We start from the raw sequence: 12,337 nt of genomic DNA on the forward strand, positions 1-12,337 counted from the left end.
TTTCAGTTTGATACGTTCCCCTGTCGGGTATTGCCATAGACTCTGATGTTGCCAATACAACAAAAACAAGGAGTCATGATGAATACCTGTAAATCGTATTATTCCGTGGGCACTAACAACGCCACTCCCGGCCATCGATTGGCGATTGCCATGAGTGTGGCTTCCCTGGGTCTGCTTGCCACCCAGGCCCATGCCCAGGAGAGTGTGGAAGAACGCCTGTCGGCCCTGGAGCAACAGCTGGCAGAGGTCGAACCCCATGCCCGGGGCGACCAGGGCTTCTCCTTCAACACCTACGCCCGCTCGGGGCTGCTTCTCAACAGTGATGGCAAAAGCGCGCCAGGCGGCCCCTACCTGACCCCGGCCGGTTCCGTTGGCGGTGCAGTCGGCCGGCTGGGCAACGAGCCGGACACCTACCTGGAAGCCATCCTCAACTACAAGAGCGTGGCAGAGAATGGCACCAGGTCCCATTACCGCCTGATGATTGCCGATTCCACCACTTCCTCAAATGACTGGACCGCCGGGGATGGCGCCCTGAACGTTCGCCAGGCTTACGTGGAATTCAGCAACCTGGCCGGGTTTACCGGCATTTTCGAGGATGCGTCGATCTGGGCCGGTAAGCGCTTTGACCGGGACCTGGATTTTGACATCCACTGGCTCGACAGCGATATCGTCTTTCTGGGGGGCACCGGTGCCGGTCTTTACGATGTCACCTTCAGCGAGTCGGTGAAGTCCAACTTCTCGCTCTACGGCCGCAGCTTCCTGGACTTTCCCTCCGATCCAGACACCACCGAGGGCACCTCGGACACCGACAACCTGATCCTGACGGCCAATAACTACTTCGGCAATATTCAGTGGCTGATCAACGGCATGTCCGCGGCGGATAATGACGAGCGTGTGGTCGGCGGCGTTATGGAAGCAGCCGACACTGGTGTGCAAACCATGCTGGCCTACCATGGTGACAGCTTCTTCGGACTGTCGGACGGCAGCTTCAAAGTGGCGTTGTTACACGGCCAGGGCCTGGGTGCGGAGGTCAAGAACCTTGGCGCCGACGGCAACCTGCATGAAGACGCTGTCAGCACCCGGATAGCCGCCTACGGCACCACCCGGCTGAGCGACAGCTGGCGCATTGCTCCGGCCATCATGGCGGAAACCAGCAAGGACCGTTATGTGGAAGGGGACGAGTACCAATGGCTCACCTTCAACACCCGCCTGGCCAACGAACTGGGGGCCAACTTCGAGATGCAGTACGAGGCGTCCTGGCAGGTCATGGATCTGCAGACGGAAGGCTACGAGGGACGTGGTGATGTCGACGGCGACTACGCCCGTTTTACCATTGCACCCACCTTCAAGCCACAGGTTGGCGACTTCTGGAATCGCCCGGAGATCCGCCTGTTTGCCAGCTACTCCACCTAGGATGATGAGCTTAACCGCTATGACGGTGGCGATGCCCTGGGCCAGGACGACTTTGGTGGTAGCCAGTGGACCTTTGGTACCCAGATGGAAGTCTGGTTCTGATAACCCACAAGTGTCTCCATTACAAAAACAAGGAGTCTTTATGAATACTCTCAAGCGTAACCTGACAGCCCTGGCGGTGTCTGCCGCCCTGATGCCTGCAGCAGCCGTTCACGCCGGTGAAGTGGAAGTTCTGCACTGGTGGACCGCCGGTGGGGAAGCTCGTGCCGCCGCTGCCCTGAAAGAAATGATGGAAGAGCAGGGGCACACCTGGAAAGACTTTGCGGTAGCCGGCGGCGGTGGTGAAGCCGCCATGACCGTACTGAAAACCCGCGCTGTATCCGGTAATCCACCTGCAGCGGCCCAGATCAAGGGCCTGGATATCCGGGAGTGGGCAGAACTCGGTTTTCTGACAAGCCTGGACAGTGTGGCTGAATCCGAGAACTGGGATCAGCTCATTCCGCCGATGATTTCCGATGTCATGAAGTACGAAGGTGAGTACGTGGCCGTGCCGGTGAACGTGCACCGGGTGAACTGGCTGTGGGTGAACCCGAAGGTGATGGAAGATGTCGGCGTTGAAGTTCCCACCACACTCGATGAATTCTTCGAAGTGGCGGCCAAGCTAAAGGCGGAGGGCTATATACCGCTGGCTCACGGTGGCCAGCCCTGGCAGGACGCGACCGTGTTCGATGCGGTGGCACTGGCGGAACTGGGTCCTGACGATTACCGCAAGGCGTTCGTGGACCACGACATGGATGTGATCAACAGCGAAAAGATGGAAGAGGTATTCTCACAGTTCGCCAGGGTAATGAGTTACGTGGATGACGACGCTGCCGGCCGGGACTGGAATACGGCCACTGGCATGGTGATTCGCGGTGAGGCGGCCATGCAGATCATGGGCGACTGGGCCAAGGGTGAATTTACGGCCGCGGAGCTGACACCGGGCGAAGACTACCTGTGTGCGCCAGCGCCGGGCACCGAAGGCCAGTTCACGTTTAACGTCGACTCCTTCGCCATGTTCAGTCTCTCGGACGAAGAGAACGTCAAGGCACAGAAGGACCTGGCCCGAACTATTCTCGAACCGGAGTTCCAGACCCTGTTCAACCAGAACAAGGGCTCCATTCCGGTACGTACCGACATGGATATGGGAGCCTTCGATACCTGCGCCCAGGCCTCTATGGACACGTTCAAGTCCAGTGCCGAGGATGGGGGGCTGGTACCAAGCTTCTCTCATGGCCTGGCGACGACCAGCTACATCCAGGGCCAGATCTTCGACGTGGTCACCAACTTCGTTAACTCCAGCAACCCGGACCCGGCAAAAACCACGGACCAATTGGCAGCAGCCATTCAATCCGCCATGTAATACCGCACCTGGCCGCCCGGTGGGCGGCCTTCGGGTTTTTTCAGGGGATTCCTAATGGAACACACTCAACGTCGCCCTGCCGGGGTGGCCAGGGCATCGTCCGGCCTGATGGATGGCCTGCAACGCTGGCTGCCCAAACTGGTAGTGGCGCCAACCTTCATACTGGTTGGCATTGGTATCTACGGCTACATGCTATGGACGGGTGTGCTGTCGTTTACCAATTCCAGCTTTCTGCCCAGCTACAATTTCGTCGGCCTTGACCAGTACGCCAAGCTGATGGAGAGCGAGCGCTGGTTGGTCGCCTCAAAAAATCTTGCGATCTTCGGTGGGCTGTTCATCGGCATTTGTCTGCTGATCGGTGTTGTACTGGCCATCTTCCTGGATCAGCGCATTCGCCAGGAGGGCGCCATAAGAACGATCTATCTCTACCCCATGGCCCTGTCCATGATTGTCACGGGCACAGTCTGGCGGTGGATTCTGAATCCAAGCCTGGGGCTGGAAAAGCTGATGCATGACTGGGGCTGGACCTCGTTCAGCTTTGATTGGCTGGTGAACTCCGATTTTGCCATCTACACCATCGTGATGGCTGCTGTCTGGCAGGCGTCCGGTTTTGTGATGGCTCTGTTTCTGGCCGGGTTGCGGGGCGTGGATGCCTCTATTATTCGCGCTGCAAGAGTGGATGGCGCCAGCCTGCCGGTGATTTACTGGAAAATCATCCTGCCCTCCCTGCGGCCGGTGTTTTTCAGTTCCGTGATGGTGCTGGCCCACATCGCCATCAAGAGTTTTGACCTGGTGATGGCCATGACCTCTGGCGGGCCGGGCTATTCCACCGACCTGCCGGCGGTGTTCATGTATGCCCACACCTTTACCCGTGGCCAGATGGGCCTGGGCTCTGCCAGCGCCATGCTGATGCTGGGGGCCATTCTTGCGTTGCTGGTGCCGTACCTGTATTCCGAATTGAGGGAGAAGCGCCATGACTGATGTAGTTCGTACCGGCTTTCGCCCCAGCCGTATTGCCATATACGGAGTGCTGCTGCTGGCGTGCCTGGTTTACCTGATTCCGTTGATCATCATGCTGATCACCAGCTTCAAGACACCCATGGATATCCGTACCGGCAATCTGCTGGCGCTGCCTGCGGACTGGACGGTTATGGGTTGGACCAAGGCCTGGTCGGAAGCCTGCACCGGCGTGCAGTGCGAGGGCGTCAAGGGGTACTTCTGGAATTCATTCAAGATGACCGTGCCTGCGGTGCTGATTTCCACACTGCTGGGTGCTTTTAACGGTTACGTATTGTCCAAATGGAAGTTCAAAGGCTCAGACCTGATGTTCGGCATGCTGCTGTTTGGCTGTTTTGTGCCGTTCCAGGTGGTGCTGCTGCCCATGGCGGCCACCCTGGGCAAGCTGGGTCTGGCGAACACAACGACCGGCCTGGTACTTGTCCACGTCATTTACGGGGTGGCGTTCACCACGCTGTTCTTCCGTAACTACTATGTGGCCATTCCCGATGCCCTGATCAAGGCCGCACGGCTGGACGGGGCCGGTTTCTTCACTATTTTCTTCCGCATTCTGCTACCGCTGTCCACACCAATTTTCATGGTGTCGCTGATCTGGCAGTTCACCCAGATCTGGAACGACTTCCTGTTCGGGGTGGTCTTTGCCAGTGGGGACAGCCAGCCCATAACAGTCGCCCTGAATAACCTGGTGAATACCAGCACCGGGGTAAAGGAATACAACGTGGATATGGCGGCCGCCATGATTGCCGCGCTGCCTACACTGGTGGTGTATATCGTGGCGGGCAAGTACTTCATACGCGGCCTCACGGCCGGCTCGGTTAAAGGGTAAAACAACCATGTCACAACTTGAACTGCGGGACATCCGCAAGACATACGCAGGCGCCCTGGACGAGACCCTCAAGGGCATCAACATAGACATCGCATCCGGTGAGTTTCTCACCCTGGTCGGCCCATCTGGCTGTGGCAAATCCACGCTGATGAACAGCATTGCCGGCCTGGAAACCATTACCGGCGGCTCGATTGTGGTGGATGGCAAGGACATATCCGGTATGGAGCCGAAGGACCGTGACATCGCCATGGTGTTCCAGTCCTATGCGCTGTATCCCACCATGTCGGTGCGGGAGAACATCGCTTTTGGCCTGAAGATTCGCGGCATGCCGAAGGAGGAAATCCGTCAGGAAGTGGAGCGCGTGGCCGACCTGCTGCAGATATCCGCATTGCTGGACAAGAAGCCTTCGCGGCTTTCCGGCGGGCAACAGCAGCGGGTAGCCATGGGGCGAGCCCTGGCCCGGAGGCCGAAGATCTACCTGTTCGATGAACCGCTTTCCAACCTGGACGCCAAGCTGCGTGTGGAAATGCGTACCGAGATCAAGAAGCTGCACCAGCGCCTGAGAACCACCATCGTGTACGTTACCCACGACCAGATCGAGGCCATGACGCTGGCCGACCGGATTGCGGTGCTCAAAGACGGCGAGTTGCAGCAACTGGGTACGCCAAAGGAAGTCTACGACACGCCGGAGAACCTGTTCGTCGCCAGCTTCATGGGGTCGCCTTCCATGAGCTTTATCGGTGTAACCGTTGAACGCTCTGATGCGGGCCTGTCAGTGACGGTTGAAGGAAGCGACGGCCGCACGCTTGCATTGCCGGCGCCGGAGTATCTGGGGAGCTGGGCTGGTAAACGGGTGGTGCTTGGCATCCGCCCGGAACACGTAAGCCAGCCCGATGAACAGAAAAGGGATAACCCCATGGTGGCTGAGGGCCGGTTCACAGTGGAAGTCACCGAACCGACCGGGCCAGACGTGCTCGCCATCATTCGCCTCAACGGTATTGATGTACAGTGCCGGCTGGATGCCGAGCATCCGGTGAACTGGGGCGAGGAGGCCGAACTGATGTTCGACATGAGGAAGGTGGTGTTCTTCGACCCGGAAAGCGAGAAACGCATTCGTCCCTGAGCGATCCGCTAAAATCTCTCCTCAGAGCTGCTCCAGCCGTGCCAGCAAGTCCTCGGCACGCTGGAGCAGCGCCTGCCGCCTCTCCGGCTTCTGCCTGTCCCAGTTGCGGTACATCATCCCCATGCGCGGGTTATTGGCGAAATCCTCCCGATGCCGGTTGATGAAATGCCAGTACAGGGCATTGAACGGACAGGCATCCTCTTCCGTGGATTTGTTCACCTTGTAGTGGCAGTTGCTGCAATGGTTCGACATCCGCTGGATGTACTTGCCGCTGGCAGCGTAGGGTTTCGAGCCCAGGTAACCGCCGTCGGCGTGCATCACCATGCCGAGCACGTTGGGCAGTTCGACCCAGTCGTACGCATCGGCATACACCGCCAGATACCAGTCGCAAATCTCCTCGGGTTTGACACCGGCCAGCAGTGCAAAATTGCCGGTGACCATCAGCCGCTGGATGTGGTGCGCATAGGCATTGCGGCGGGTGGCATCAATGGCCTTGTGCATGCATCGCATCTTGGTTTCCCCGGTCCAGTAGAACCAGGGCAGGGCGCGGGTATTACCAAGCCGGTTTTCCCGGGCGTACTCCGGCATGTTCATCCAGTAAATCCCCCGCACAAACTCCCGCCAGCCCAGAATCTGCCGTATGAACCCCTCCACCGCGTTGATCGGCGCCCGCCCGGCGTACCAGGTCTGCGCTGCAGCCTCGCAGACAGCCAATGGGTCCAGCAGGCCGCAGTTGATGTAGGGTGACAAAATCGAGTGGAACAGCCAGTCTTCATCCTCCGACATGGCGTCCTGAAAATCGCCAAAACAGGGCAGGGCAAAATCGATGAAGTAATCCAACGCCTGCTTTGCGTCCTCCGGCGTCACGGCAAAGTGAAAATCCTCCGTAGTGCCAAAATGACCGGCGAAATGCTCCTCAACCAGCTCAATCACCTCACGCGTCACTTTGTCGGGCGCCACGCGAAAAGGGGCAGGGGCCGCTGGCTTGCCGCTCCACTTGCGCCGGTTGGCCGCATCAAAATTCCAGTGCCCGCCCTCCGGTTTGCCATCGGAAGTCATCAACAGACCGGTTTTTCGCCGCATTTCCCGGTAGAAGAACTCCATCCGCAACTGCTTGCGCCCCTCGGCCCAGCCTGCAAATTCCTGTTTGCTGGCAATAAAGCGCGTATCGGGACGGATCTCCACCGGTACCCCAAGCCGTTCATGCCACTGCTCGATCTGTTCATGCAGCCGCCACTCGCCACATTCCGTGGTGATCACTCTGTCGGCCCCGGGCTCTTTGAGCTGGCTGGCGATGGCCGCCTCCAGACTTTGGGCATCGTTGTCGGGATGATACGTCTGGTAGTAAACCCGCCATCCAGCGGCTTCCAGGCGCCGAGCGAAATGGCGCATGGCACTGAACAGCAGCACCAGCTTTTTCTTGTGGTGGTTGGTATAGCTGGCCTCGTCATGGACTTCGGCCATCACGACTCTGTCGTGATCCCGGTTAGCGTTCTCGAGGGCGCTTATATCGGTCGTTAACTGGTCGCCGAGAATCAGAATCAGGTTTGGCATGGCGGAAGCTGTACTCCGTTTTTGGGTTGGCGGACTGGCAGATAAGTCAGGTAAGTGGAGGGGGTGCCCTGCCAAAATCGTGCGGAGCCATGGATGGCGGAGCCGAGCGTACAGGGACGTATTCACAGCGTATTTTGGCAGGGCACCCCCTCCACTTGCCGGGTGCCGAACACAAAATACCCCCCCATAAGGGGTAGCAAGAGTACGCCAAGAGCCCAAGGGTGGTTCATAAAGAGGACTGGTAAACTAAAATCATTGGTCAGCTGACCCGTATCAACATGCGGATCCACGGAATGTTCCAGAATGCCGGCACTTCCCGGATGACCCCCGATTCGAACCCAGAGCTTTGATTATGACTGCCACACTGAAAACCGCCGACACCACCCTCCCGGAATTCATCTGGGACGAAGCGCTGATCCGCCGCTACGACCTCAGCGGCCCTCGCTACACCTCCTATCCAACGGCCGTTGAGTTCAACCAGAACTACCCGGTGGAACAGATGGTAAAGGCAGCCGCACGCAGCAAGGCCAGCGACCGGCCCCTGTCGCTTTATACGCACCTGCCATTCTGCGCGCACCTCTGTTACTACTGCGCCTGCAACAAGGTGATCACCAAGAAGCGCGACAAGGCCATGCCCTATGTAGAGCGGGTGCTGAAGGAAGCTGCAATCCAGTCGCGCCTGTTCGGTGGTAACCGGCCCGTGACGCAACTCCACTGGGGCGGCGGCACACCCACATTCCTGCCAAAGGATGTGATGGAACACCTGATGGCCGGGTACGGAGAACTGTTCAACCTGCAGACCGGTGACGACCGGGACTACAGCGTGGAGATCGACCCGCGCGAAGTCGACCAGGACACCTTGCCGACGCTCTGGGACCTGGGTTTCAACCGCATAAGCCTGGGTGTCCAGGACGTAAATCCAAAGGTGCAGAAAGCCGTTAACCGCATCCAGCCCCGGGAAATGACCGAGGCCGTGCTGAATGAGGCCCGCCGGCTCGGCTTCCGCTCCATCAACCTGGACCTGATCTACGGCCTGCCACACCAGACCCCTGAAAGCTTCGCCGAAACCCTGGAAGCGGTGATTGAAATGTCCCCCGACCGACTCTCAGTGTTCAGCTATGCGCACCTGCCGGACCGCTTCTACCCGCAAACCCGGATTCTGGCCGACACCCTGCCGACGCCGCAGCAGAAACTGACCATCCTGCACAACACCATCAACCGGTTGCTGGAAGCAGGTTACGAATACATCGGCATGGACCATTTCGCCAAGCCGGACGACAGCCTGGCGGTGGCGCAGCGTGAAGGCCGGCTGCACCGGAACTTCCAGGGCTACACCACGCACTCAGAATGTGACCTGGTATCCCTGGGGGTGTCCGCCATCGGGCAGACTGACGACGCCTACTTCCAGAACAATCACGACCTGCCGGCCTGGGAAGCGGCGATCGATTCTGGCCAGCTCGCCATCACCAAAGGTGTGAACCTGACCCGGGATGACCGCATCCGCCGTTGGGTCATCGGCCAGCTGATCTGCCAGTTCAGGCTGGACCGCAAACTGTTCGCGGAGGTATGGCAGGAAGATCTGGATCGTTATTTCACCGATGAACTGCGCCGACTGAAACCCATGATGCAGGATGAACTGATCGCCGATGACGGCAACGCACTCCAGGTTCAGCCAGCCGGCCGGCTGCTGATCAGGGCGATCTGCCAGATCTTTGACCTTTATCGCAAGGAGGGTGCCAGCAAACGGTTCTCACGAATCATCTGAACCGGTCTGCTAATCAGTAATCTGCGTTGCATGCTAACATTTCGTCCTCTAATAACTGGACTCCGGATAGGTTATTGAGTATTGTCTTGCGCTCTCTCATCTGGCCTTCCATGGCTTTGGTTAAGAGGACGAAAAATAGCATGACATCTAAAGATCTTTGTGGGCTTTTGCCTCACCTCAGCTTTCCTTAGCAACCTCGAATCCATGCAGCGGCTTTTGCATCACGCGGGCCTGAACGGCCGCACTGACGCCTGAGCACGATATTTTCCGACGCCTGCTTCCTGATGGCCGAATTTCTCATAATTCGGACCAATGGCGGTTGTTTGTTGTTCTGAAAAAGAGGTTGTGGTTTGAAAGACACCGGCTTTACCGAGTTTTCGACATTCACTGTATTGTTACTACTGGCCGCCTTTTACGGCGGTACCTATCTGCTTACGTTACTGATCCGGAAAGACAAGGAAGACACATCCGGCTTTATGGTGGCAGGACACCATGTTGGCTTTGGCATGGGCGCTGCGAGTATGACAGCCACCTGGATCTGGGCGGCCTCTTTCTATGCTGCTGCGACATCCGGGTATACCTATGGCGTTTCCGGGCCCATTCATTATGGACTCTGGGGCGCCCTGATGATTCTGTTCATCTACCCGTTTGGTCGCCGATTCCGCAAACTGGCACCCAATGGCCACACCCTGGGTGAGCTGATCCATGCGCGGCATGGCGCCTCCAGTCAACTGATTCTGGCCGGGTCCAATGTCCTTGGAAGCGTGATCAGCCTGATGGTGAATTTTACCGCTGCCGGTGCCCTGGTCGCCGTGCTTTCACCCTTGTCGTTCGAAACCGGTGTGATTGTTGCAGGTATCGGTGTGCTGGCCTATACCCTGACGTCCGGCTTCCGCGCATCGGTGTTTACTGACTTCGCACAACTGGTGGCGTTGATGGCTGTCGCCATCATTATCATTCCGGCTGTCCTGTTTTCCGCCGGTGGTACGGAAGTGATGGTTGATGGCCTGAGCCTGATGACGGATGAGCAGGCGAGCCTGTTCTCGGTGGACGCCATCATGAACCAGGGCGCGCCTTTCTTCGTTGCGGTTCTGGCCTATGCCATCGGTAATCAGACCATCTCCCAGCGCCTGTTTGCGGTACGTGAGAGCCACATAAAATCGACATTTGTAACAGCCACCATCGGTTATGGCGCCATAGTCATCGGCCTTGGCATGATTGGCCTGATGGCACTATCCGTGGGCATGAAGCCTATTGATGGCAACATGAACAACCTGATCCCCCAGATGGTATCCACCTATTTGTCGCCAGTCTTCGTGGCCCTGTTCTTCATTCTGGTTATCGGCTCCCTGTCGTCCACCGCTGACTCGGACCTGTCTGCCCTGTCAACCATCATGATGGCGGATGTGTATGGCAAGAACATTGCCCGGAACAACCCGAATCCCAGAGTAATGATGCTGGTAGGGCGTATCACCATGATCGTCGCCACAGTGGCAGGCCTGGTCTTTGCGAGTTTCTCTCTCGATATTCTGGTAATGCTGGTGTTTGTGGGCGCACTCTGGGGAGCTATTGTGTTCCCGGTGATCGTCAGCTGTTACTGGGACCGGGTGACCAATGCCGCGTTCACCTGGTCAGTGGTGGTGGCTATGGCGTTGTTCTGCATCGCCCGCTTCGAGCTGTTGGAGATGACCGGCTTTACCGTGCTGGTATTCGAGGCACTGGCCTCCGTTGGCGGTGCCGTGGTCATTGGGATGATGGTGTTCGGCTTTTTTGGTCGGGCAGCAGGGCTTCTGGCGGGGCTGATCACCCTGATTGCCATGCTGGTTTTTGCCACTGGTTTCCTGCGGGATTACATGGTGCTCGTGGCTTCGCTGACAGCGTATGGCGCCAGTGCCGTGGTTTGTACCGCCATGACGCTGACCAGCAACGAACGTTTCGATTTCGATCTGATCAAGAAGCGGGTCGGTGATTACGACGACGCCGATACTGAAAGCGATGCTGCAATGATTCCGGAGGGTGCAAGATGACAAGTGAACTGGTGTACGGGGCGTACATTCTGATCTGGCCGGCAATAACGCTTGTTGTGCTGGGGGTTATTTGCGGGGCCGTGGCCCGGGACGTTCGCAGGGCCCGGAAATCCGATGAGGATCTCATCTGATCGGGCTATCTGAGTGATAATGATCAAGGCCCCTCCAGGACATAGCCGGTAGGCTGTCCCCTGCTTATTTCAGCGGAGGGGTTATGGAACTCGTATGCCCGGCCGGCAGTTTGCCAGCCATGAAAACCGCCGTGGATAATGGTGCAAATGCGGTTTACTTCGGTTTCCGCGACAGCACCAATGCCCGCCAGTTTGCGGGGCTTAATTTTAATGACAAGCGTGCCGGTGAGGGTATTGAGTATGCGCACTCCAAAGGCAGCCGTGTCTTCTGTGCCATAAACACCTATCCCCAGCCGGATGGCTGGGAGCAGTGGAAAGGGGCAGTGGATCGTGCAGCAGGCCTGGGTGTGGATGCCATCATCCTGGCCGATATGGGCCTGCTGGATTACGCCGCCAATAGATACCCACATATCCCCCGGCATTTGTCTGTTCAGGGCTCTGCCACCAGTTACGAGGCGTTGTCGTTCTACAAGAACAACTTTGATATCCGCCGTGCCGTGTTACCCCGGGTGCTCTCCCTGGACCAGGTTCGGGGTGTGGCAAAACACAGTCCGGTAGAGCTGGAAGTGTTTGCATTCGGCAGTTTGTGCATCATGGCCGAAGGCCGCTGTTATCTTTCTTCCTATCTTACGGACGAATCCCCGAATACCCGTGGTGCCTGTTCCCCGGCCAAGGCAGTGCGGTGGCAGGAAACGCCGCAGGGGCTGGAGTCGCGCCTGAACGATGTCCTGATTGACCGCTATGGCCCCGGTGAGTCCGCCGGTTACCCTACCTTGTGTAAAGGCCGTTTTGAGGTTGAAGGCAGTGTCTATCACGCCATCGAAGAGCCAGTCAGCCTGAGCACTCTGGACATGCTGCCGAAACTGAAGGAACTGGGTATCAGTGCTGTAAAAATTGAGGGCCGTCAACGCAGCCCCGCCTACATTGCCGATGTGGCCCGCACCTGGCGACATGCCCTGGATAACCTGAGCGCCCGGCCTGACGACTATAAGGTTGACCCGGCCTGGAGAAACACCCTTTCGGGCTTGTCTGAAGGTGGTCTGACTACCCTGGGTGCCTACCATCGCAAGTGGAAATAA

At 57.9% G+C, this 12,337-nt stretch carries 10 protein-coding genes; 9 read left to right on the plus strand and 1 reads right to left on the minus strand.

Annotation, left to right across the window (positions count from 1 at the left end):
• The first annotated feature begins 78 nt into the window (after window positions 1-78).
• The 5 genes from ABJM11_RS09860 (at window position 79) to ABJM11_RS09880 (ending at window position 5,781) form a co-directional block, all read left to right on the plus strand.
• Window positions 79-1,413, plus strand: a complete 1,335-nt coding sequence (locus ABJM11_RS09860) for a carbohydrate porin (protein WP_348296101.1) — start codon at window positions 79-81, stop codon at window positions 1,411-1,413.
• 142 nt (window positions 1,414-1,555) lie between these two features.
• Window positions 1,556-2,815: an ABC transporter substrate-binding protein gene (locus ABJM11_RS09865; RefSeq protein ID WP_348296100.1), complete on the plus strand. Its 1,260-nt coding sequence runs from the start codon at window positions 1,556-1,558 to the stop codon at window positions 2,813-2,815.
• A gap of 54 nt (window positions 2,816-2,869) precedes the next feature.
• Window positions 2,870-3,796, plus strand: a complete 927-nt coding sequence (locus tag ABJM11_RS09870) for a sugar ABC transporter permease (protein WP_348296099.1) — start codon at window positions 2,870-2,872, stop codon at window positions 3,794-3,796.
• Window positions 3,789-4,658, plus strand: a complete 870-nt coding sequence (locus ABJM11_RS09875) for a carbohydrate ABC transporter permease (protein WP_348296098.1) — start codon at window positions 3,789-3,791, stop codon at window positions 4,656-4,658. The genes ABJM11_RS09870 and ABJM11_RS09875 overlap by 8 nt, the downstream gene beginning before the upstream one ends.
• 7 nt (window positions 4,659-4,665) lie before the next feature.
• A complete protein-coding gene (locus ABJM11_RS09880; protein ID WP_348296097.1) occupies window positions 4,666-5,781 on the plus strand; it encodes a sn-glycerol-3-phosphate ABC transporter ATP-binding protein UgpC in 1,116 nt (371 codons plus the stop codon).
• Window positions 5,782-5,802: 21 nt separating this feature from the next.
• Here ABJM11_RS09880 and ABJM11_RS09885 read toward each other — a convergent pair whose 3' ends face one another.
• Entirely contained in the window at window positions 5,803-7,335 is a 1,533-nt protein-coding gene (locus ABJM11_RS09885; RefSeq protein ID WP_348296096.1) for a cryptochrome/photolyase family protein, read from the minus strand.
• A gap of 352 nt (window positions 7,336-7,687) precedes the next feature.
• On the opposite strand from ABJM11_RS09885, the gene hemN reads away from it, so the two are divergent.
• The 4 genes from hemN (at window position 7,688) to ABJM11_RS09905 (ending at window position 12,337) form a co-directional block, all read left to right on the plus strand.
• Window positions 7,688-9,100 (plus strand): oxygen-independent coproporphyrinogen III oxidase, encoded by a 1,413-nt coding sequence (gene hemN / locus ABJM11_RS09890; protein WP_348296095.1) that lies wholly within the window; start codon window positions 7,688-7,690, stop codon window positions 9,098-9,100.
• A 350-nt stretch (window positions 9,101-9,450) separates the two neighbouring features.
• On the plus strand, window positions 9,451-11,127 hold the full coding sequence (locus ABJM11_RS09895) for a sodium:solute symporter family protein (protein ID WP_348296094.1): 1,677 nt from the start codon (window positions 9,451-9,453) through the stop codon (window positions 11,125-11,127).
• Window positions 11,124-11,258: a putative transporter small subunit gene (locus tag ABJM11_RS09900; RefSeq protein WP_348296093.1), complete on the plus strand. Its 135-nt coding sequence runs from the start codon at window positions 11,124-11,126 to the stop codon at window positions 11,256-11,258. Before ABJM11_RS09895 ends, ABJM11_RS09900 begins: the two co-directional genes overlap by 4 nt.
• Window positions 11,259-11,341: 83 nt before the next feature.
• Window positions 11,342-12,337: a peptidase U32 family protein gene (locus ABJM11_RS09905; protein WP_348296092.1), complete on the plus strand. Its 996-nt coding sequence runs from the start codon at window positions 11,342-11,344 to the stop codon at window positions 12,335-12,337.

This window comes from Marinobacter sp. (assembly GCF_039977835.1).
Taxonomy (GTDB): Bacteria; Pseudomonadota; Gammaproteobacteria; order Pseudomonadales; family Oleiphilaceae; genus Marinobacter.